The organism is Kitasatospora indigofera (assembly GCF_014655955.1).
In the GTDB taxonomy this organism is placed as follows: Bacteria; Actinomycetota; Actinomycetes; order Streptomycetales; family Streptomycetaceae; genus Kitasatospora; species Kitasatospora indigofera.
Genome location: NZ_BNBO01000033.1, coordinates 1 through 20,422, shown reverse-complemented (window position 1 = coordinate 20,422; position 20,422 = coordinate 1). Strand labels below are relative to the sequence as shown.

17 protein-coding genes and 1 riboswitch are annotated in these 20,422 nt (G+C 72.8%); of the genes, 9 read left to right on the top strand and 8 right to left on the bottom strand.

All coding sequences use genetic code 11. The features are described 5' to 3' along the window. Window positions 1–64: 64 nt before the first annotated feature. The 3 genes from IE329_RS24985 (at window position 65) to IE329_RS24975 (ending at window position 3,843) form a co-directional block, all read left to right on the top strand. Complete coding sequence (locus tag IE329_RS24985; RefSeq protein ID WP_190213217.1) at window positions 65–976, top strand: sugar ABC transporter permease; 912 nt, start codon at window positions 65–67, stop codon at window positions 974–976. Window positions 977–1,067: 91 nt separating this feature from the next. Beyond that, on the top strand, window positions 1,068–2,789 hold the full coding sequence (locus IE329_RS24980) for a glycoside hydrolase family 13 protein (protein ID WP_190213216.1): 1,722 nt from the start codon (window positions 1,068–1,070) through the stop codon (window positions 2,787–2,789). A gap of 25 nt (window positions 2,790–2,814) precedes the next feature. Continuing rightward, window positions 2,815–3,843, top strand: coding sequence for a LacI family DNA-binding transcriptional regulator (locus IE329_RS24975; RefSeq protein ID WP_190213215.1), 1,029 nt, complete (start codon window positions 2,815–2,817; stop codon window positions 3,841–3,843). Window positions 3,844–4,037: 194 nt separating this feature from the next. On the opposite strand, the gene IE329_RS24970 is transcribed toward IE329_RS24975, so the two are convergent. From IE329_RS24970 to IE329_RS24960, 3 genes are all read right to left on the bottom strand, one after another. Beyond that, a complete protein-coding gene (locus IE329_RS24970) occupies window positions 4,038–4,238 on the bottom strand; it encodes a hypothetical protein (RefSeq protein WP_190213214.1) in 201 nt (66 codons plus the stop codon). 455 nt (window positions 4,239–4,693) lie between these two features. After that, window positions 4,694–5,956 (bottom strand): transglycosylase family protein, encoded by a 1,263-nt coding sequence (locus IE329_RS41870; RefSeq protein ID WP_190213213.1) that lies wholly within the window; start codon window positions 5,954–5,956, stop codon window positions 4,694–4,696. 3 nt (window positions 5,957–5,959) lie between these two features. Further along, window positions 5,960–6,118: riboswitch (cyclic di-AMP (ydaO/yuaA leader) on the bottom strand. A gap of 1,423 nt (window positions 6,119–7,541) precedes the next feature. Then, complete coding sequence (locus tag IE329_RS24960; protein ID WP_190213212.1) at window positions 7,542–8,435, bottom strand: sirohydrochlorin chelatase; 894 nt, start codon at window positions 8,433–8,435, stop codon at window positions 7,542–7,544. Window positions 8,436–8,950: 515 nt separating this feature from the next. Here IE329_RS24960 and IE329_RS24955 point away from each other — a divergent pair. Next, window positions 8,951–9,187 carry a DUF397 domain-containing protein gene (locus tag IE329_RS24955; RefSeq protein WP_190213211.1) on the top strand — a complete coding sequence of 79 codons (237 nt, stop codon included), beginning with the start codon at window positions 8,951–8,953 and terminating at the stop codon, window positions 9,185–9,187. Between the two features lie 265 nt (window positions 9,188–9,452). Here IE329_RS24955 and IE329_RS24950 read toward each other — a convergent pair whose 3' ends face one another. Further along, a complete protein-coding gene (locus tag IE329_RS24950; RefSeq protein ID WP_229927731.1) occupies window positions 9,453–9,998 on the bottom strand; it encodes an ATP-binding protein in 546 nt (181 codons plus the stop codon). A gap of 416 nt (window positions 9,999–10,414) precedes the next feature. Between IE329_RS24950 and IE329_RS24945 the strand changes: the two genes are divergently transcribed. Beyond that, the gene (locus IE329_RS24945; protein WP_190213210.1) at window positions 10,415–11,281 is read left to right on the top strand and encodes a helix-turn-helix domain-containing protein; all 867 of its coding nucleotides are present in this window, start codon (window positions 10,415–10,417) and stop codon (window positions 11,279–11,281) included. Window positions 11,282–11,405: 124 nt separating this feature from the next. Here the strand turns inward: IE329_RS24945 and IE329_RS24940 are convergent, their stop codons facing one another. Next, window positions 11,406–12,044: a TetR/AcrR family transcriptional regulator gene (locus tag IE329_RS24940; protein ID WP_190213209.1), complete on the bottom strand. Its 639-nt coding sequence runs from the start codon at window positions 12,042–12,044 to the stop codon at window positions 11,406–11,408. A 198-nt stretch (window positions 12,045–12,242) separates the two neighbouring features. Then, window positions 12,243–13,787, bottom strand: coding sequence for an MFS transporter (locus IE329_RS24935; RefSeq protein ID WP_190213208.1), 1,545 nt, complete (start codon window positions 13,785–13,787; stop codon window positions 12,243–12,245). Window positions 13,788–13,874: 87 nt separating this feature from the next. Between IE329_RS24935 and IE329_RS24930 the strand changes: the two genes are divergently transcribed. After that, complete coding sequence (locus tag IE329_RS24930) at window positions 13,875–14,291, top strand: MarR family transcriptional regulator (protein WP_190213207.1); 417 nt, start codon at window positions 13,875–13,877, stop codon at window positions 14,289–14,291. A gap of 68 nt (window positions 14,292–14,359) precedes the next feature. Here IE329_RS24930 and IE329_RS24925 read toward each other — a convergent pair whose 3' ends face one another. Further along, window positions 14,360–15,319, bottom strand: a complete 960-nt coding sequence (locus IE329_RS24925) for a M56 family metallopeptidase (RefSeq protein ID WP_190213206.1) — start codon at window positions 15,317–15,319, stop codon at window positions 14,360–14,362. A 217-nt stretch (window positions 15,320–15,536) separates the two neighbouring features. Beyond that, the gene (locus IE329_RS24920; RefSeq protein WP_190213205.1) at window positions 15,537–16,250 is read right to left on the bottom strand and encodes a DUF5134 domain-containing protein; all 714 of its coding nucleotides are present in this window, start codon (window positions 16,248–16,250) and stop codon (window positions 15,537–15,539) included. A gap of 647 nt (window positions 16,251–16,897) precedes the next feature. Between IE329_RS24920 and IE329_RS24915 the strand changes: the two genes are divergently transcribed. The 3 genes from IE329_RS24915 to IE329_RS24905 are packed head-to-tail and all read left to right on the top strand — an operon-like array spanning window position 16,898 to window position 20,111. Next, a complete protein-coding gene (locus IE329_RS24915; RefSeq protein WP_190213204.1) occupies window positions 16,898–18,298 on the top strand; it encodes a DUF6421 family protein in 1,401 nt (466 codons plus the stop codon). Continuing rightward, window positions 18,295–19,038: an SDR family NAD(P)-dependent oxidoreductase gene (locus IE329_RS24910; protein WP_190213203.1), complete on the top strand. Its 744-nt coding sequence runs from the start codon at window positions 18,295–18,297 to the stop codon at window positions 19,036–19,038. Before IE329_RS24915 ends, IE329_RS24910 begins: the two co-directional genes overlap by 4 nt. Continuing rightward, window positions 19,035–20,111 carry a threonine aldolase family protein gene (locus IE329_RS24905; protein WP_190213271.1) on the top strand — a complete coding sequence of 359 codons (1,077 nt, stop codon included), beginning with the start codon at window positions 19,035–19,037 and terminating at the stop codon, window positions 20,109–20,111. The genes IE329_RS24910 and IE329_RS24905 overlap by 4 nt, the downstream gene beginning before the upstream one ends. The last annotated feature ends 311 nt before the right edge of the window (window positions 20,112–20,422 follow it).

The window sequence follows — 20,422 nt, the reverse complement described above, 5'->3', positions numbered from 1 at the left end:
CGTCGACCCGGCGTCCGTCCGACGCATCCCCGTGACCACGACGGCCAAGAAGGCAGGTACCCCGATGAGCACCACCACCGAACGACCGACCATCACCGTCCCGGGATCCGGCATCCCGAAGGCCCGGCCCGCGAAGACCCGCCGGCGCGGCGAGCTGAGCCCGCTGGGCAAGGCGCTGTCGCACGGCGCGCTGATCCTGGCGAGCCTGATCGCCCTGTTCCCGGTCCTCTGGATCGTCTTCATCTCGCTCGGCCCGGACAAGACCGACTATCTGCACCCCGGCGCGATCCTCGACAAGATGACCACGTCGAACTACTCCACGGTGCTCTTCGACACCGACTTCTTCACCTGGTTCGGCAACGCCGCGCTGGTCTCCGGCGTCACCACGGTGGTCGGCGTGCTGATCGCCGCGACCACCGGCTACGCGGTCTCCCGGATGCGCTTCCCCGGCCACCGCCCGCTGATGTGGTCGCTGCTGGTCACCCAGATGTTCCCGATCGCGGTGCTGATCGTGCCGATGTACACGATCCTCTCCACCCTCGGCCTGCTGGACAGCTACCTCGGCCTGATCCTGGTCTACTCGACCACCACCGTGCCGTACTGCGCCTGGCTGCTGAAGGGCTACTTCGACACCATCCCGGTCGAGATCGACGAGGCCGGGCGGGTCGACGGGCTGAACCCGTTCGGGACCTTCTGGCGGCTCGTCCTGCCGCTCGCCCGGCCGGGCCTGGCGGTGGCCGCGTTCTACTCCTTCCTCACCGCCTGGGCCGAGGTCGCCTTCGCCTCCACCTTCATGCTCAGCTCCGACAAGTACACGCTGGCCGTCGGCCTGCAGACCTTCGTCAGCGAGCACGACGCGCAGTGGAACCTGATGGCCGCGACGGCCGTGCTGATCGCGATCCCGTCCTCCCTGCTCTTCTACCTGGTCCAGCGTCACCTCGTCACCGGCCTGACCGCCGGTGCCTCGAAGTCCTGAGCCCTCTCCTCTCGTCACCGCCTGTCGCCGCGCACCGGCCGCCTCACCCCGGCGGCCGGTTCGACACCTAGTCCCCAAGGGATGACTGTCCATGACCCAGAACCTGGCCGACACCTCCCGGCCCGCCGCCGCCGTCCCCGCTGCCACCACCGTGGCCGCCGACAACGCCGGCCGGTCCAGAGGCTGGTGGCGGGAAGCGGTCATCTACCAGGTGTACCCGCGCAGTTTCGCCGACTCCAACGGGGACGGCATGGGCGACCTCCCGGGCATCCGCAGCCGGCTCCCGTACCTGAAGGACCTCGGCGTCGACGCCGTCTGGCTGTCCCCCTTCTACGCCTCGCCGCAGGCCGACGCCGGCTACGACGTCGCCGACTACCGCGCGGTGGACCCGATGTTCGGCACCCTGCTGGACGCCGACGGCCTGATCCGGGACGCCCACGGCCTGGGCCTGCGGATCATCGTCGACCTGGTGCCCAACCACTCCTCGGACGCCCACGAGTGGTTCCAGCGCGCCCTGCGCGAGGGCCCCGGCTCCGCGCTGCGCGAGCGCTACCACTTCCGCCCGGGCAAGGGCGAGAACGGCGAACTCCCCCCGAACGACTGGGAGTCCATCTTCGGCGGCCCGGCCTGGACCCGCACCGAGAACCCCGACGGCACCCCCGGCGACTGGTACCTGCACCTCTTCGCCCCGGAGCAGCCCGACTTCAACTGGGAGAACGAGGCCGTCGCCGACGAGTTCCGTTCGATCCTGCGGTTCTGGCTGGACATGGGCGTCGACGGGTTCCGGATCGACGTCGCGCACGGCATGGTCAAGGCCGCCGGCCTGCCCGACCTCGGCTCGCACGACCAGCTCAAGCTGCTCGGCAACGACGTGATGCCGTTCTTCGACCAGGACGGCGTGCACGACATCTACCGCGTCTGGCGCAAGATCCTGGACGAGTACCCGGGCGAGCGGATCGGCGTCGCCGAGGCCTGGACCCCGACCGTCCAGCGCACCGCCAACTACGTGCGCCCCGACGAACTGCACCAGGCCTTCAACTTCCAGTACCTCGGCACCCACTGGGAGGCCGCCGCGCTGCGCGAGGTCATCGACGTCTCGCTGGACGCGATGCGCCCGGTCGACGCCCCGGCCACCTGGGTGCTCTCCAACCACGACGTCACCCGGCACGCCACCCGGTTCGCCAACCCGCCCGGCGGCACCCAGATCCGCACCGCCGGCGACCGGGAGCTGGGCCTGCGCCGCGCCCGCGCCGCCAGCCTGCTGATGCTCGCCCTGCCCGGCTCCGCCTACCTCTACCAGGGTGAGGAGCTCGGCCTGCCGGACGTCACCGACCTGCCCGACGAGGTCCGCCAGGACCCGTCGTTCTTCCGCCAGGCCGGCCAGGACGGGTTCCGCGACGGCTGCCGGGTGCCGATCCCGTGGTCGGGCACCGAGGCGCCGTACGGCTTCGGCCCGGACGCCGGCGGCCCCAGCTGGCTGCCGCAGCCCGCGGAGTGGGCGCGGCTCAGCGTCGAGGCGCAGACCGGCGACCCCACCTCCACCCTGGAGCTCTACCGCAGCGCCCTCGCCGTCCGCCGGGAGCACCCCGCGCTCGGCGCCGGCACCGAGGTGACCTGGCTGGACGCCCCCGAGGGCGCACTGGCCTTCCGCCGCGACAGCGAGCACGGTTCCTTCGTCTGCACCGCGAACACGGGCCCCGAGCCGGTCCGGATCACCGCCCCGGGCCGTATCCTGCTCTCCTCGGCCGAGGCTGCCGTGCTGGACGGAGAGACCGTTCTGGCGCCGGACAGCACCATCTGGTGGGCGGTGTGACGTGGTTGCAATAGGCTCTGGGATCGTGACTACGGCGCGACTCTCGGACATCGCGGCGCAGGCGGGGGTCAGCGAAGCGACCGTCAGCCGCGTCCTCAACGGCAAGGCGGGCGTCTCCGCCACCACGCGGCAGACCGTGCTGGCGGCGCTCGACGTGCTCGGCTACGAGCGGCCCACCCGGCTGCGCCAGCGCAGCGCGGGGCTGATCGGGCTGATCACCCCCGAGCTGAGCAATCCCATCTTCCCCGCGCTCGCCCAGGTGATCGAGCAGGTGCTCAGCCGCCACGGGTTCACCCCGGTGCTCTGCACCCAGACCCCGGGCGGCTCCACCGAGGACGAACTGGTGGAGATGCTGGTCGAGCGCGGCGTGGCCGGCATCGTCTTCGTCTCCGGCCTGCACGCGGACTCCACGGCGGACCACGACCGGTACGCCAAGCTCACCGGCCGGCAGGTGCCGTTCGTGCTGATCAACGGCTACAGCGAGAAGATCGCCGCGCCGTTCATCTCGCCGGACGACCGGGCCGCCATGTGGATGGCCGTCCAGCACCTGGTGGAGCTCGGCCACGAGCGGATCGGCCTGGCCGTCGGCCAGCGCCGGTTCGTCCCGGTGCTGCGCAAGATCGAGGGCTTCACGGCGGCCATAACGGACCTGCTCGGGGTGACCCGCGAGGAGGCCGAGGGGCTGATCCACCACACGCTGTTCAGCGTGGAGGGCGGCCACGCGGCGGCCGGCGCCCTGCTCGACAAGGGCTGCACCGCGATCGTCTGCGGCAGCGACATGATGGCGCTCGGCGCGATCCGGGCCGTGCGCCAGCGCGGCCTGGCCGTGCCGCAGGACATCTCGGTGGTCGGCTTCGACGACTCGCCGCTGATCGCCTTCACGGAGCCGCCGCTCACCACCATCCGCCAGCCGGTCGAGGCGATGGCCACCGCCGCCGTCGACGCCCTGCTGGAGGAGGTCGGCGGGAACGCCGCCCAGCGCGGCGAGTTCATGTTCCAGCCGGAGCTGGTGATGCGCGGATCCACCGGCGCCAGGGCCAACCGCGGCGACTGACACGCCCGGCGACTGACACGGCCGGCCACCGCGTACGTCCGGCCGTCGAGCACGTCCGGCCGTCGAGCACGACCGGTCGTCGAGCACGACCGGTCGTGGCGTGGCCCGCCCCGGCGGACAGCAGCAGGGCCCCGGGACGTCCCCTCCAGGACGTGCCGGGGCCCTGCTGCTGTCCGCCGCGGACGCGCTGCCGCTCAGCCCTCCTGGGCGGTGGGCCGGTCCGGGGCGACCCGGCGGGCGTCGGCGGCGTCGCCGGTCCGGGCCTCGGTCCGGTGCCCCCGGGCCAGGTAGTCACGGACGATCAGCTCCACCGCGTCCTGCGGGCTGCTGGTGCCGGCGAGCAACATCACCTCGATCGCGAGATCCGAATCGAGCGAGACGGTGATCCTGGCCATGGCGGCTCCTCCTAGGGTGCGGAGGGCCAGCATGCCCGGTGGGCGCGGGATTTGGCCATGGTTTCGGGAGGCGTCCCCGTGTCGTCCCCCCGGGCCGCCTCGGGCCCCTCTGCCGCCCTCTGCCGCCCGCGTTCCCGGGGCCGGGAGTGCCCCCGGGTGCGCGCCCGGCCGCCGGCGCCGGCGGGGACGCCCCACCGTGACCTCAGGGCCCGGCCGGGCCCCGCCCTCGCGGCTGCCCCCGCCTCCGCGGCTGCCCCCGCCTCCGCGGCCGCCCCCGCGGCCGGGCACGCCGCCGCCCCGGGAGAGCGACCAGACTCTCCCGGGGCGGCGGTGGTGGTGCGACGGCGTCAGGCGCCGCCCCGCACCGTCCGGTCCCACCTGTCCAACTCGGCTCGAACGGGGCCTGGACAGATCAGAACGGATGGATCGGTACACAAGGGGTGGAACGGATCGGGTCAGATCCGGCCGGCGAAGTCCGGCGCCCAGTTGGCGATGGTCTCGGTGCGGACACCGGCGCTCGGGTTGGCGGCCTCGACGTAGCTGCCGTTGCCGGTGTAGATCGCCACGTGGTAGACGCCCGAGTCGCTGCCGTTGTTGGACCAGAACAGCAGGTCGCCCGGCTGCAGCTTGTCCAGCGAGACGTGGGTGCTGGCGGCGGCCTGGTCGGCGGCCACGCGCGGGATGGAGATCCCGGCCGCGCGGAAGGCCGCCTGGGTCAGGCCGGAGCAGTCCCAGCCACCGTTGCCGGTGCCGCCGTAGATGTACGCCTGGCCGACCTTCGACTGGGCGAAGGAGACCGCGGCGGCCATGCTGCCGGAGGCGGCGGGGGCCTGGGCGGTCGCGGCCTCGGCGGCCGGGGCGGCGGCTTCGGCGGCGGCCGGCTTGGCCGAGGTGGTCTTGGCGGCGGTGGCCGAGTCGGACCGGTTGAACCAGTCGAACTTCTTGCCGGAGGCCGAGCTGTCCGAGGACTTGGTGGCGGTCGCGTCGCCGCCGCCCAGGCTCAGGTGCTGGCCCGGGTAGATGGAGTCCGGGCCCTCGGTCAGGACGGACTTGTTGAGCTCGTACAGACGCTCCCAGCCACCCTGGACGTGGTTCTTGTCGGCGATCGCGGACAGCCAGTCGCCGGCCAGCACGGTGTAGGTGCGGCGGTCGTCCTTCGACCACTGGCCCTGGTGCGACCAGGACTTGTCGCTGCTCCAGGAGCCGGCCGAGTCACCCTTGGGGCTGGTGGTCTGGGCGGGGGCCTGCGCGGCCGGGGCGGCGGGCTTCGCCGGGGCGGCGGGGGCCGGGGTGGCGGGCTTGGCCGCGGCCGGGGCGCCGGTGTCCACGGCGGCGGGGGTGCCGCCCTTGGTCAGGCCGGCCTGGACCGAGCAGACCGGCCAGGCGCCGGGGCCCTGGACCGCGAGGACCTTCTCGGCGGTGGCGATCTGCTGGTCCTTGGTGGCGAGGTCGGCGCGCGGTGCGTACGCGGTGCCGCCGAACTCGGCCCAGGTGCTGTTGGTGAACTGGAGGCCGCCGTAGAAGCCGTTGCCGGTGTTGATGCTCCAGTTGCCGCTGCTCTCGCACTGGGCGACCTTGTCCCAGGTGGCGACGGAGGCCGCGCTGGCGACACCGGAGGTGAGGCAGGGGATGGTGAGGCCGACGCCTGCCACGCCAACGGCGGCGATCACGCGGCGGGCGGTGCGGCTGGACAGACGGGTGCCGTTGGTGGGCAGCATGAAGATGTTCCTCTCCCACGCCTGCGAGGTGAGCTGTCGGATTCGGGCTGGAGTTGCCCGGCCGTGCTGAGCACGGCTTCACCCCTAGCCCCTGAACCGGTCGTGGACCGGTCGGGGGCGACTTACCTGGGTCCCCCGCGCCTGCCGTGGTGCGAATTCGCGCTGCCAGCGCATCCGACGGCAGGCCTCGGCGTTGCGGATGTACTGGGTCCGTGTGACCACGAACGGGGAGCACGTTAAGCAGACTTAAGTTCAAACCGCAAACATGTGTGACGCTCGTCACAAGAGCCCTGGATCCCTTGTATCCCAAGGGTCGACATGATCAAAAAGGCCCGGTTTCGGGTAAATCCCTTGCCGTCGGAGAGTTCTGCCTGTCCTTCAGGCGGTCGGCCGGCGGCTCCTCCGGGCCGTCCGGGGGCACGGAACCACGACCTCCGAGGGCCCGCAACCGGAGGGCGTCGAGCCGCCTCCGGTGACCAAAGTCCTTCTGTCGCAATCTGGTACAAGGTGCCGGTCGGGCTGCAAAACCGACATTCCTCCGTAGCAGGGCATTTGACATCAGGAGTGGGCGAATCGTTCGGCCTGCCGTTCCGCCGGGCGGTCGTGAAGATCGAAACGGTCGCCGTCGGGGTCGCGGCCGGTCCGGCCGGGCGAATGGACAAAAATGAATAAATAGGGCATAGGGCTTCAAATCACTCCACCTGCTGGAGGCTGATCCCCGATCACGTCCTCCGGTCCCGCAGCTCCGGATCATGACCGCCCGGATCGCCGCCACCGGCCCCGGCGTGCTCGGACCGGTGCCCCACCCGTCCCCGGCTCCCCGGAGCGGCCGATCCGCCGGGTCGCCGGCCCCGCCCGTCCGCGACGTCGGCGTGCTCCCGAAGGGGCCAGGTCGTGCCGGCGGAGAGCGGGCGTCCTCCCGTACGGGTGGTGCCGGGCGGTCGCCGGCCTGCCGGCGGGCCCCGGTCCGGTGCCGGACCCGCCGTCACCGTCCGCCCGCCGCACCCGGGGAGACGGAGCCTCCGTCCTGCCGTCGGCTCTGCCGCACCGTCGGGTGCGCGCCGGAGGCATCGTCACCCGGGGGAGGTCCTGCGGCCCGGCCCCCCGGGAACCCGTCGTCCGACAGGGGATCAGCTCCCGAAGCGGCATCGGCCACCGCGTCCGGGCGGGGGCCTGCCGCCGGTACGGGCCGGGATGCGCTTCGTCCCGTGCTGCCGGCACGGGCCACCGGACGCACTTCGTCCCGGGGTGCCCGGACGGCCCCGGAGCTGCCGGGTCCAGAGCGGGGCCGTGGATCCCGGCGGGTCCCGGCAGGCCGGCGGGCCCCGGCAGATCCCGACGGGTGCGCGCGACGCCGCCCGCCCGCCCGGGAAGGACGAGGGCGGAGGTCGTACGGTGCCTCGGCGTACGGTGCCTCGGCGTACGGTGCCCGCGCCGGACGCACGCCACGGCCGCTGTGCCGCCCGGAAACGCTGCGCCGAGCCCGGTGCCCCTGCCCTACGGGTGGCGGGCGCACCCTCCGGGAACGCCGCAGGGGCCCCGGACGAATCCGGGGCCCCTGCGGGTCGTTCTCACGGCGTGCCGGTCACTCCGCCGCCTGCTCGTGCTCCGGCTCGTGCTCCTGGGCCTGCTCCAGCTGGGCCAGCGCGACCTCAAGGGCGGAGAGGTAGGTGGAGGCGACCAGCTGGCCGACCGTCGGGTACGCGCCGAGCGGGGCGGCACTGGGGCAGCCGGTCTCCTCGGCGGCGGTGGCCAGCAGCTCGGGGTCGGCCTCCGGGCCGATCACCAGGGGTGCCAGCGCGGGCCGCTGCGAGCCGGTGGCGCGCAGGTGCTCGACGGCCGCGGCCACCGAGCCGGGCACGTCCAGGGCGGCGGAGACGACGGGCACGGCGAGCCGGGCGGCGAGCAGGACGCCGGTGATCCCGGCGGCGGCCGCCGCGTCCTCGCCGCCGACGGTGGTGAGCACCACGCCGTCGGCCGCGGTGGCGATGGCGAAGAGCCGGGCGCGGTCGGCGCGGGCCAGCCCCGCCTCGGACAGCCGGACGTGGACGGCCTCGGCCAGCAGCGGGTGCGGGCCGAGCACGTCGGTGACGGTGGCGCCGCTGCCGGCGGCCAGCGCGTGCAGGTCGGTGAGGAAGTCGTGCGGGCCGGTCAGCAGCGGCACCACCACGGGCGCCGGCAGGCCGGCTTCGAGGGCCTGGGCGATCAGCTCGGCCACGGTGGGGCCGGACTCCCCGGCGGAGTCGTCGGCGAGGTACGCGGCGGCGGTCTCGACGCCGGACTGCTCGCTGCGGACGATCGACAGGAGTTCGTCGACCACGGGCCGGGACTCGGGGCCCGCGGTGGCGGGCACGGCGAGTACGAGGGCCGGCGAACCGGCCGGGATCTCGGGGCGCTCGGGTCGACGATGGCGCCCCCGCGCACGGGAGCCTGGAGTGCGGACGGGCAGTGGCGCGCCCGGGATGGCTGCGGTGCTCATGGCGGAGATCGTAGGACATCGGCCCGGCAGAGTCGCAGTCGGCTGCCGATGTCGAGCGGCGACCATGCCGTCATTTCGGGCATAGGGCCCCAAACCTGCCGGGATGGTGGTCTTGTCGCCCGGATCTCCCCGGCCTGCCGGTGCCGGCCGGGCCCCTGCGTGACATGTATCACACCAGTCGGGCCGACTGACTGTGGGTCACGGTGGTGCGACTCCCGGCAGTCGAAGATCAACATTGCGCGGGGAGTTGCCTACGGGCGGTTATCGCGAGGTTTGTGGTTCGGTCAAGTTTGTCCGCTTACGTACCGTCGATCCGGCGGTTCCCGGGCTGGTTGCATCACGCCCGGTGGTTCCTCGTGCACCTGCAATGTCCCGTGCTGATGCACGTGCACTGCGGCTATCATCACGTCAAGTGAGGCGTGTGCCGGGCCGGCAGGGGGCCGGGCCAGTGGATCGCGGCCCGACGTGCCGCGCGCCGAACTGGACGACTACTCCGGTCTCTTCGGGAGATTTCTATGCACCACACGTACAACGGCATGGCGGCTGCGGACCTTGAGGGAGTGGTCTGGCAGAAGAGCCGGCACAGCAATTCCCAGGGCAACTGCGTCGAGTTCGCCGCACTGCCGGGGGGCGATGTCGCGATGCGCAACTCTCGCTTCCCGGACGGTCCGGCACTGATCTACACGCGGGCCGAGATAGCGGCGCTGCTGCTCGGCGCGAAGGACGGGGAGTTCGACCACCTGGCGCTCTGACGCCGGTTCAGCGTCGCCGCGTTCCAGGGGGCCGTCGTGGGTGCTGACACCACGACGGCCGTTGTCGTAGGCGGGTGTCCCGGGCCCGCCCGGGGAGACGGCCGTGGTGGCCGTCCGGGCACCGTCGTGCCGGGCCCGCCGTGTCCTGACGGACACTTCCGTACCGGGTGCCGCCGCGCCGCCCGTCCACCCGGGCACCGCCCCGGCCGTGGTGCGGCCGTACGGAGTGCTCGCCGGGTGTGCCGTCGCCGGCCCCGCCGTGGTGTCAGGCCGAGCGCCGGTGCCGCCCGATGGCGTCCTGGGCGCGGACCCCGGCCGGATCCTCGGCCTCGAACAGGGCCCAGACCACCTTGCCCGCCCCCGCCAGGGGGTGCCAGCCCCAGGAGCGGCTGAAGGAGTCCACCAGGTGCAGCCCCCGGCCGGACTCCGCGACGAAGTCGGCCTCCCGGGCGACCGGCCCGGTACTGCTGGGGTCGCTGACCGCGCAGACCACCTGCGGCGCGCGGTGCACCAGGCTGATCCGGATCGGCAGCCGTCCGTCCATGGACTGCTGCGGTCCGCCCTGGGTGGGTATCGCGGCCAGGTCGGCGGCCAGGTGACCCGGATCGGGTCTGGCGCCGACGGCGTGCCGCAGGGCGTTGGTCACCAGCTCGGAGGCGACCAGTGCGACGTCGTCGAAAAGGTCACCGAGTCCCCAGCGGTTGAGCGTCGTTCTGGCGAAGTCGCGCGCGGTTCTGACGGCTTCGTAGCGGGGAGCGAGCGTACAGGTGACCACGTGGGGGTCGACCGCCAAGGCCGTACCGGTGCTCATGAAGAGCTCCTCCCATAAGGGGGCCGACACGGCTGGACCCGCCGGGGTCATGCCGGTCACCTCCGACTCGCTCGGCCGTTGGGTTGCCACCTCGTACGGCCCTTGCGCACACAAGTGCCCGGTCGCGCCGCAGCGCTGCCGGGCTGGTGTGCGGAGTGGCGCGTGGGGTCGACGCGGTGCCCGCGGGAATGCCAGGGATGTGCAGGTGCACGTGCACCATGGTCCTCTGCGCTCACTGCAGATGCAAGAGTCGATTCACGTGCAGTCGCATCATTGGCATATGCATGCGCCGAATGCACGTGCATCCTGGTGCCCGAGGTGCAGAACTGATAGATACATCCGTCAGTACCGGCACCGAGAGCGCTCAACTGATGGCAGACTGTGCGCTGTTTGCCCAAGGTGGAGGTTTGGACCGCATGACCACAGTTCAGCCGGGCGGCGGCTCGATGGTTCGCCGGATCCTCCTCGGCTCCCAGCTCCGCCGGCTCCGCGAGGCCCGGGGGATCACCCGCGAGGACGCCGGGTACGCCATCCGCGCGTCCGAATCCAAGATCAGCCGGATGGAGCTCGGCCGGGTCAGCTTCAAGGAGCGGGACGTCGCCGACCTCCTCAGCCTCTACGGGGTGAACGACGGCGCCGAGCGCGAGGCCCTGCTCGGCCTGGTCCGCGAGGCCAACAAGTCGGGCTGGTGGCACAGTTACAACGACGTGCTGCCCGGCTGGTTCCAGACCTACGTCGGCCTGGAGGAGGCGGCCACGCTGATCCGCACCTACGAGGTGCAGTTCATCCCCGGCCTGCTGCAGTCCGAGGAGTACGCCCGCGCCGTCTTCGGCCAGAGCCGCCCGGTGATCAGCGACGAGGAGCTGGAGCGGCGCGTCAGCCTGCGCCTGCGCGGCCAGAAGCTGCTCACCGACGGGAACAGCCCCCGGCTCTGGGCGGTCATCGACGAAGCGGCGTTGCGCCGCCCGGTCGGCGGCCCCAAGGTCATGCGCGGCCAGCTCCAGTACCTGATCGACATCGCCGAACAGCCGAACGTGGTCATCCAGGTGATGCCGTTCCGGTTCGGGGCGCACGCCGGCGAGAGCGGCGCGTTCTCCATCCTGCGCTTCCCCGAGCAGGACCTCGCCGACGTCGTGTACCTGGAACAGCTCACCAGCGCGCTCTACCTCGACAAGCGCGACGACGTCGACGCCTACATCCAGGTGATGGAGCGGCTCTGCGTGGACAGCCTCACGCCCGAGCGGACCATCGACCTGCTGTCCTCGATCCTGGCGGAGCGCTGACCCGGCCCCGGCCGGACGTGTCCTGACGGCCCGCAGGGGCCGCTGCCCGCCGCCGGGGCCGGTTCAGGCGCGCCCCGGCATCCCGGGCGGCGCCACGGGTGCCCAGGGCCCCGTCGCGGGCCGCTCAGGCCCGGGCCGGCGGTCTGCTGCGCTCCGGCGGCGCCGGCTGCGGCGGGCACCCCATCGACCAGGGCAGCCCGTACCGGCCGAAGAGGTCGGCCCGGATCGGCGCCAGCGGCAGCTCCGCGCCCGGCAGCAGCACCCCGATGCAGCCGCCCATCAGCGCGCTGCGCAGCACCGCGTGCTCGGCCGGCGGGTCCGGCGCGCCCCAGTCGCGCAGCAGCTCCTGCAGGATCGCCCCGACGCGTTGCTGCTCGGGGTCCTTGACGAAGGCCCCCACGTCGGGGTCGAGGATCAGCGCGAGGTGCGAGCGCATCACCCGCGGGTGGTCCATGGCCAGCCCCAGCACCGCGTCTATCGCGCGGGCCAGCCGCTCCTCGGGGGTGGCGGCCGGCGCCAGCCCGGCCAGCGCGGCGGAGAGCTCCAGGTGCATCAGCCGGTGGGTCGCGGACTGCATCAGCAGGCGCTTGCCGTCGAAGTAGTACGACAGCAGCCCCCGGGCCAGCCCGGCCCGTTCGGCTATGTCGGAGAGCGTGGTGCCGGCGTATCCGTGCAGGTCGACGAGTTCGACGGTGGCCCGCATGATGCGGCGACGGGAGCGCTGGCGCATTTCCTCGTTGACCGAATCCCCGCGAGGTGCCATCGTGTCTGCTCCGTACGTTCGTTGGCTCCCGGCCAATATACTGACCGGGAGCCATGCCGAGGCCGCCGCGTCCTGGCTCCAGGACAACGGCGGACCGGTTCCGTACGGAGGCGCCGGCTCCACCAACACGGGGGTTTGGTGGAGCCGGCGCCGTCCCCCGGCCGAGGTTCGGGCCGGGGCGGGGACGAACCGCGCGGGTCAGCGCTTGGTCAGCACTTCGGAGCCGGCCTGGGCGGCCTGCTGCACCGACGGGTAATCATAGTCGGCCACCGGCACCGGGATTGACCTCTTCCGGCGGTCCGCCAGCACACCGGCCGCCGCCACCGCGAACCCGGCCAGCGCCACCGCGGTGACCAGCCACAGCGCCGGACGGTAGCCGTCCAGCTGGGCCTGCGCGCTCTCGCCGCCGCCGCTGCCCGCGGTGATCACCGCGGTGACGACGGCCAGCACGATCGCGCCGCCGATCTGGAAGGCGCTGTTCACCAGCCCGGAGGCCAGGCCCTGCTCCTCGTCGGCCACCCCGTCGGTGGCGGCGATGTTCACCGAGGGGAAGGCCAGCGCGAAGCCGACCCCGAGCAGGATCATGCTCGGCAGCACCAGGGTCAGGTAGCCGCTGTGCTCGTCCAGCCGCAGGAAGCCGGCGTAGCCGAGGGCCAGCGAGAGCACGCCCGCCGGCAGCAGCCTGGCGGTGCCGAACCGGTCGACGATGGCGCCCATCCTGGTCGCCGAGAGGGCGACCAGCGCACCGGCCGGCAGCAGGCCGAACGCCATCTCCAGGGCGGACCAGCCGAGCAGCCGCTGCAGGTACAGGGTGGCGATGAACTGGAATCCGGCGTAGGAGCCCATCAGGGTGAGGGCGATCAGGTTGGCCCTGGCCACCCCGCCGTTGCGGAAGATGCCGAGCCGGACCAGCGGGTGCGCGGTGCGCAGTTCGATCAGCAGGAAGGCGGCGGCCAGCACCACCACGGCGAGCAGCGAGCCCAGCGTGCGCAGGCTCAGCCAGCCGGCCCCCTGGGCCTCGGTGACGGTGAAGACCAGCAGCAGGACGGCCAGGGTGCCGGTGATGGCCCCGGCCACGTCGTAGCCGCCGGTGGTCCGCTCCTCGCGGGCCTGGCGGGGGAGCAGCCGGAAGGCGAAGGCCAGCGCGAGCAGGGCGACCGGCACCGGCATCAGGAAGGTCCAGCGCCAGCCGGCCGAGGTGAGCAGGCCGCTGAGCACCAGGCCGAGCGAGAAGCCGCTCGCGCCGCAGGTGGTGTAGATGGACAGGGCCCGGTTGCGGGCGGGGCCCTCGGGGAACGTCGTGGTGATGATCGACAGCCCGGCGGGGGCGGTGAAGGCGGCGCTGACGCCCTTGAGGAAGCGGGCGCCGATCAGCAGTCCGCCGTCGTCGACCAGGCCGCCGAGCAGGGAGGCGGCCGCGAAGACGCCGAGGGCGACCAGGAAGACCCGGCGCCGGCCGAGCAGGTCGGCGGCGCGTCCGCCCAGCAGCAGCAGACCGCCGTAGCCGAGGACGTAACCGCTGACCACCCATTGCAGGGTGGAGGTGGACAGGTGCAGGTCGGTGCCGATGGAGGGCAGGGCCACGCCGACCATCGAGACGTCCAGGGCGTCCAGGAACATGGCGGCGCAGAGGACGACGAGGGTGCCCCAGAGGCGGGGCGTCCAGTGTTGCTCGGAGTGCGACGGACGGTCAGACGACGTGGAGGGATCGGCGGTTGAGCCGGAGCGGCTTGGTGCGGTCATGGGGAGGACACTACATGCACGTGCAATCAATGCAAGCAAATATAATGTGAACGCAATAAATTCCTGGGCATGTGGTAGTCTGACCCCGTGTCCGAACTCGACCCCGCCGCCGACGCGGCCCTGGTGGCCGGCTGGCGCGACCTACTGGCCCGCCACGCCGCGACGGCCTGCGCCCTGGACCGCGAACTGGGGGAGCGGCACGACCTCGGGATGAGCGAGTTCGAGGTGCTGGAGCGGCTCGTCGAGAGCGAGGGGTCCGACCAGGCGATGCTGCGGGTCCAGGAGCTGGCCTGCACCGTCCACCTGAGCCAGAGCGCCCTGTCCCGCCTGATCGGCCGGCTGGAGAAGGCCGGCCTGGTCACCCGGGCCATGTGCGAGAACGACCGCCGGGGCATCTTCGTGACGCTCACCGAGGACGGCCGCGAGCGCTACGAGCGGGCCCGGCCGCTGCACCGCGAGGTGCTGGCCCGGGTCCTCGGCGGCGCCACCGTCGGCTCCGGCTGAGCTTCCGCCCGACCGGCCGTCAGCCCCGCGAGGCCGGCGGGCCGTCGGTGCGTGGAGCCCCGCCCGGCTCAGAGCAGGGCGGACAGGCCCGGCGCCGCCGCCAGCAGGACGGCCGCCACCGGCGCGGCCAGGGCCGCCACCGTCAGCCGCAGCCGGTGCGAGACCGGCAGCCGCGAGTGGTCCGACAGCAGCCGGTCCACCCGCTTCGGGGACTGTGCGAGCAGCCCGGGCGGGCAGGAGCCGAACACCCCGCGCCCCAGGTTGAGTTCGGCCAGCGCCAGGGCCGTCGTGGTCCGGCCGTGCCGGCGCGCGGCCCGGTCGTCCGCGGCCAGCTCCACCAGCTCGCCCACCTGGTCGCGGAAGGCGCTGAACACCCCCACCCCGGGGAACCCGGTGGCCAGTGCCTGCGCGCACTGCGACAGCCAGTGGTGCCGCGCCCGGACGTGCCCGCGCTCATGGCTGAGCACGGCCGCCAGCTCCCGGTCGGTGAGCTGCCGGATGGCGCCGGTGGTGACCACCAGCCGGGCGCCGTGGCCGGGCAGCGACCAGGCCTCGGGGCTCATGCTCTCCAGCACCACCAGCCGCTCGCGGCCCTTGCGACGGCCCCGCCTGCTGCTCATGGACGCCGGCAACTCAGGTGCCCGGTGGGCGAGTTCGGCGTGACGGTGATCGCGCAGGGCGCGCGCCGAGCGGACTTCCCGGGTGAGCGCGAACAGGGTCTGGAGTCCGCCCGCGGCCAGCAGCGCCGCGCAGAGCCGCCCCCAGCCCACGGCGTCCTGCAGCCCGTACGCCGCCTCCACGCCGTGCGGCGCGCCCGAGAACAGCAGCACCCGGAGTTCCGGCAGCGCGGCCGAGGTGGCCAGCAGGAGGGCCAGCAGGCAGCAGAGCAGTACCGCGACCACCAGGCACTGCCACACCAACAACCCCAGTACGGGCTCCCGTTCGACCCACCGGGCCCGGGCCAGCAGGCGCGGCGCGACGGTCGACAGCAGCAGTCCGAGCAGCAAGAGGCCGAGCAGGGCCGTCATGGCAGGGGCTCCCCCAGTACGCACGGAGCGCGACAATGCGCTCCCGGCCAACCTATGCGCTCCCCGGCGCCCGTGGAACGACTTCCGGCCACCAGTGACCAACGACACCCGGCCCGCCCCGGCGCCGCCCGGCCGGCCGCGGATGGTCCCGACCGGTGTCGCGCACCGCTGCCCGGGCCGGCGTCCGGGTCGGACGCCCCGGGCCGCGGAGCACGGCTCAGAGCGTCAGCAGCATCGCGAACATGCCGATCCCCATCGTGAGCCGGCAGGCCTGGGGCAGCCCGGCGCTGCCGGTGTGCGGGACCCCGTCCGGGGTGCCCAGCAGCCGGCTGCCGGCCCAGAGGGTGTACCCGCCGAAGTAGAGCAGCAGGCCGCCGGTGACCAGTGGCAGCCCGGCGCCGGCCTGGTGGTGGCCGTGCGCCGGTGACTCGGCCATCGCCACGGCCATGTACGTCATGGCCAGGGCGCCGATCGCGTGGTGCAGCCGGTGGGACCGCCCGGCCGGCGCGTGCGGGGCGGGGGAGTGCGGGCCTGCGGCGTGCGGCAGGGGCCGGCCCGGGACGGCGGGGCCCAGGGCGGTGGACGGCAGGACCGTGGGCGGCCGGGCCGCGGACGGCAGGGTCGGCCGGTGGGCGGGGGAGCGTTCGGCCGCCGGCCGCGGGGCCAGGGCCGCCAGCAGGAACCAGGCGCCGGGCAGGCCGAACGCCCAGGCCCACACCGCGGCGGGGACGATGCCGCCGGTGACGGCCATCGCGGCCATGCCGAGCCCCATCAGCGCCTCGGCGGCGGCCGACTCGTGACTGAGCACCCCACGCCGCGCGCCCGGCCCCGGCCGTTCGCAGGACGGCCCGCGCAGCCGGCTCAGGCAGTACGTCCCCGAGGTCGCGGTGAGTGCTGCCAGCAGCCAGGTGAGGACGGCTGGTCCGTGCATCGGCGCGCCCCTCTCGACCGGTGCGTGCGGGCGTCCGTCCCACGATCACCGGTCGGGGGCGCACACAGCAGGGCGCGCGCAGGGGCGCACGGAGGTGACCTCCGGCGATTCCGGGCGGATCTCAGCCCCAGCCGGCATGTTTGGCACCGGGAGGGTGGTTCCGGCCCGCCCGCCCCGGAGGTTCCCCGGCACCCCGCCGGAGCGCGCCCGCCCCGCCCGGGGGCGGCCCCCGGGCAGGGCCGGCCGGCCGGGAGCCTCCCCGGTGGCGCCGCCGGACCGCAGGCGGCAAGGTCGGCGTACGGCACCGCATCGCTCGGTGCCGCGGGGCGCCGCCGTCCGGCGCCCCCGGGCCGGCTTCCGCGCCGGCGGCGAGTACCGCCGCGCGCACCCCGCGGCAGGAGGCACCGGAACAGCTCCCCCGGCCCCTGCCGGCAGCAGCACTGCCGGGAGCTTGGCGGGAGGTGGTGACCGCCCCCGGCCCGGTCGACGGGCCGCTGCCCGGGCCCTCCTGGGTGCCGTCCGCGGCCCCGGCCGGTGCCGTGCGAGGCAGCGGCGGCACAGATCACTCTTGGACCCCCCTTGAACAGGAGAACCTCCTGTATCTATGGTGTATCCGTCGAAATAACTCCTGTTGAAGTGAGTCAGAGATGCAGAATCTTTCGCCAAGGCTCGCTGTGGCGGCCGATGCTCCCGAGCAGACCAACGCCGGCCACCCGGCCTGGCTGAGACTGAAGGACGCCGTCGAGGCGCTGCGCCCCCTGCAGTCCAAGGACGGATCGATCGACCTGTCCGCCGTCCAGCGGCACACGGTCGACCCGCTGCTGGACGTCGTGCTGGCCGCCGTCGAGGAGCTCGCCCCGCTCTTTCCGCACGACGCCGCCTACCTCACCGCCGTCGGCACCGACCTGCGCAAGTGGGCGGAGACCGGCTACCGCGAGCCCGACTTCCTCGACTCCCTGATGGCCTTCCAGCCCGCCGCGCAGCGTGAGGACGGCCTGGAGCACCTGGTGGTCTTCCCGATGTACACCCAGAACGGCAACCCGGACCGCAACCTGGAAGCCGTCCTGCTGCGCGTCGTGTGGCCCGACTGGCTCGCCGAGCTGGAGCGCACCCGCTTCGACAACCCGATGTTCGTACCGATCACCTTCACCGACTTCACGGCCGGGTACGACACCAACTCCGCCGTCCTCTTCCCCGAGACCGTGGCCGTCCGCAAGGCGCCGGAACGTTTCACCTGGGGCGGCATCTTCTGCGACCGCGAGGCGGCCCGGTTCCGCGCCGTCACCGAGCGCGCCGTCGACCTGCTCGGCCTGGACATCCCCGCCGACGCGGCGAGCCTGCTGCAGGACCAGCAGCGCGCCCAGCAGACCTTCGTCCTGTGGGACCTCGTGCACGACCGCACCCACAGCCACGGCGACCTGCCGTTCGACCCCTTCATGATCAAGCAGCGCAGCCCGTTCTGGATGTACGGCCTGGAGGAGCTGCGCTGCGACCTGACCGCCTTCAAGGAGGCCGTCCGGCTGGAGGCCGAGGGCTACGACCAGGGCCGTGACGTTCAGTACGCGATCCTCTTCGACCGGATGTTCCGCTTCCCCGTCAGCGGTGACCGGGTGCGCAACTACGACGGCCTCGGCGGTCAGCTGCTCTTCGCCTACCTGCACAAGCACGACGCGCTGCGCTGGCGCGACAACCGCCTCAGCATCGACTGGGAGCGCGTCGCCGACGTTACCAACGCCCTCTGCGGCGAGATCGAGACCCTCTACCGCGACGGCATCGACCGCCCCAAGACCGCCCACTGGATCGCCGCCTACCAGCTGGTCTCCCGCTACCTCACCCCGCACCCCGCCTCCACCTGGGCGAAGGGCCCCGACGCGCTGCCGCTCGACATCACCGACGGCAAGGCGCTCAACAAGGCCCTGTGCGACGCCGTCCTGCCCGACGAGTTCCCGCTGAGCATGTTCTTCGAGGCCCTCTCGAAGAAGCTCAGCGGCGTCATCGCCGCCACCACCGGCATCACCGGCGCCGGCATCCAGGGGGTCGCCGCATGAGCGCCCTCAGCGGAAAGGTGATCGCCGTCGCCGGGGCCAGCGGCCCCGCCGGCCAGGCAGTGCTCCGCCGGCTCGCCGCCGACGGCGCGACCGTGATCGGCGCCGACATCGACCCCCGACGCCTTGAGGCGGCGCTCGACGCCGTCCGCACCGCCGTGCCCGGAGCGAAGATCAGCGGCCAGGTCATCGACCTGCTCGACCCCCAGGAGGTCCACGACTGGGCCGACCACCTGGAGGCCGAGCACGGCCACGTCGACGGCGTCTTCCACCTGGTCGGCGGCTGGCGCGGCAGCAAGAGCTTCTTCGAGACCCGCATCGACGACTGGGACTTCCTGCACGACACCGTCGTGCGCACCCTCCAGCACACCTCGCTGGCCTTCCAGCCCGCGCTGCTCCGCAGCGAGTCCGGCCGGTACGCGATCGTCTCGGCTTCGTCGGCCCACAAGCCGACCGCGGGCGGCGCCGCCTACGCCGCCGCCAAGGCCGCGAGCGAGGCCTGGACCCTGGCGATGGCCGACTCCTTCAAGAAGGAGACGACCTCGGGGGACGGCGTGCCGACCGCCGCGGCTGCCATCCTGGTGATCAAGGCCCTGGTCTCGCCCGAGATGCGGGCCGAGAAGCCGGAGGCCAAGTTCGCCGGCTTCACCGACACCGCCGACCTCGCAGACACCCTGGCGGGCCTCTGGGACCGCCCGGCAGCAGACCTGAACGGACAGCACCTGTGGCTGACAGCCCGATGACCCCCGCCCCCGCCACCGACGCGGTCCGGCACCACGACCCCGCCGTCCGGGGCTTCGCCAGCGACAATTACGCCGGCGTCCACCCGGAGATCCTGGCCGCGCTGGCGGTGGCCAACGGCGGTCACCAGGTCGCGTACGGCGAGGACGACTACACCGCCCACCTCCAGGGCGTCTTCCGCAAGCACTTCGGCGACCGGGCGGAGGCCTTCCCGGTCTTCAACGGGACCGGCGCCAACGTGGTCGCGCTGCAGGCGCTGCTGCCCCGCTGGGGCGCCGTGATCGCGGCGCAGAGCGCGCACATCAACGTCGACGAGTGCGGCGCCCCCGAGAAGATCGCCGGGATCAAGCTGCTCACCGTCCCCACCCCGGACGGCAAGCTCACCCCCGAGCTGATCGACCAGCAGGCCTGGGGATGGGGTGACGAGCACCGCGCCCAGCCGCTCGCCGTCTCCATCACCCAGAGCACCGAGCTGGGCACGCTCTACACCGCGGACGAGATCAAGGCGATCTGCGACCACGCCCACCAGCACGGCATGCTCGTGCACGTGGACGGCTCCCGCCTGGCCAACGCGGCGGCTTCGCTCGGCCTCCCGCTGCGCGCCTTCACCACGGACGCCGGTGTGGACGTGCTGTCCTTCGGCGGCACCAAGAACGGCCTGCTGATGGGCGAGGCCGTGGTGGTCCTCAACCCCGAGCGGGTCCGCGACATCAAGTTCCTGCGCAAGATGTCGATGCAGCTCGCCTCGAAGATGCGCTTCGTCTCCGTTCAGTTCGAGGCGCTGCTGGCCGGCGATCTCTGGCTGCGCAACGCGAGCCACGCCAATGCGATGGCCCGCCGCCTGGAGGCCGCGGTCCGCGGGATCGACGGCGTGACGGTGGTCCGGCCGGTCCAGGCCAACGCCGTCTTCGCGCTGCTGCCCCGGGAGGTGAGCGAGCGGCTGCAGAAGCAGTACCGCTTCTACTTCTGGGACGAGCACACCGGTGAGGTGCGCTGGATGGCCGCTTTTGACACCACCGAGGCGGACATCGACGCTTTTGCGGCGGCGATCGCCGAGGAGATGGCCCGCTCCTGACCGCCCGCGCACCTCGGATCGTCCCGTCCCGGAGCCCCGGGACGGGACGATTTGCTTGTGGCGCCCGGCCTCCGTACAGTTCTCCGGGTTGCCCCAGTGGCAGCACGCTTCGCCCCACAGGATTCGGATTCAGGTTCGGATTCACCGGGGAAAAGCAGCCCGAGAAACTCTGGTAGAGTTCGGGAGCGCCGAAAGGCCGAAGCAAATCGGATAAACGAAGCACCGGAAAACGGCGCCGAGAACGTCTGATAGGCTTGAAACACGAAAGAACGAAGCGCCCGGAGAGTTCACGAGAGTGGCTCGAAGGAAGT